General features: G+C 50.1%; 2 pseudogenes. Both read left to right on the plus strand.

Features of this window, described 5'->3' with window-relative positions:
* A pseudogene (locus tag DM374_RS32595) lies at window positions 1–290 on the plus strand (DUF6708 domain-containing protein); the annotation flags it as partial.
* Between the two features lie 94 nt (window positions 291–384).
* A pseudogene (locus DM374_RS33385) lies at window positions 385–828 on the plus strand (DUF6708 domain-containing protein); the annotation flags it as partial.

Consider the following 828-nt stretch of genomic DNA (forward strand, 5'->3'; position numbering starts at 1 on the left):
CCGAACTGCTGGCCTTCTGGGAATACATCCGCCGCTACATGGAAGACGGACCCGCCGCCGCCCCAGCGCCGGAAAAACTCATCTGCAAGTTTCCCTGGCCATGGCTCTCGCTCAAAGCTGCCTGGGGACTGGACACCAGCTTTCTGCGCCAACACGAACTGCGCATTTTCGTACTGCTCAACCTGCTGCTATGGCCTGTCATCCTGATCCATGCCACTGGCCACTGGTTGTCCTTGTTGTTGTGCTACGAGCCACGGTTTCCGAAGGTCATCGAGGAGGCCGGCCGCTGATCCGCATAGGCGAAGTCACTTCTCGAATATTGGCTGTCGATACCGAAGAAAAGTAAATTGAACTCATGCAGCGCTCAATAGAAGGCACGCTCTGATGTATTTTCTGGAACGAGGCTTTGAATGGTCAAAAACGCTGATAACTTATGAAGAGGCCACGGAAAGCGCCCTTAATCAAAAGCGCCAACCGGGACAAGAAGAGTTTAATGCGCCGGAGGGAGTGGGAGAGTCGGCTTCAGACTGGGCCTACGACAACTCATCCCTGTACGCACACAACGACACATATATTGACCTTCGAACACCAAATGACGAGAAACGGGGAATAGTTAGTATATTTTCCCTAGGCATATACGGCGTGATATTTCAAGGTCTTATTGGGACCTTATACTTGGCAGCAAAAAGAATACTTTCTGGCCACCGCCATAACGGTGAACTGCTAGAAACCACTGACTACTTTTTCCTCGTGACGTTTCCAATATTTTGGCTGCTAGTGCTCGTTATCTTTTTGAAATATACACTTCGTTTTATTCGCTTGGAGTCT

Source organism: Pseudomonas huaxiensis, from assembly GCF_003231275.1.
Taxonomy (GTDB): Bacteria; Pseudomonadota; Gammaproteobacteria; order Pseudomonadales; family Pseudomonadaceae; genus Aquipseudomonas; species Aquipseudomonas huaxiensis.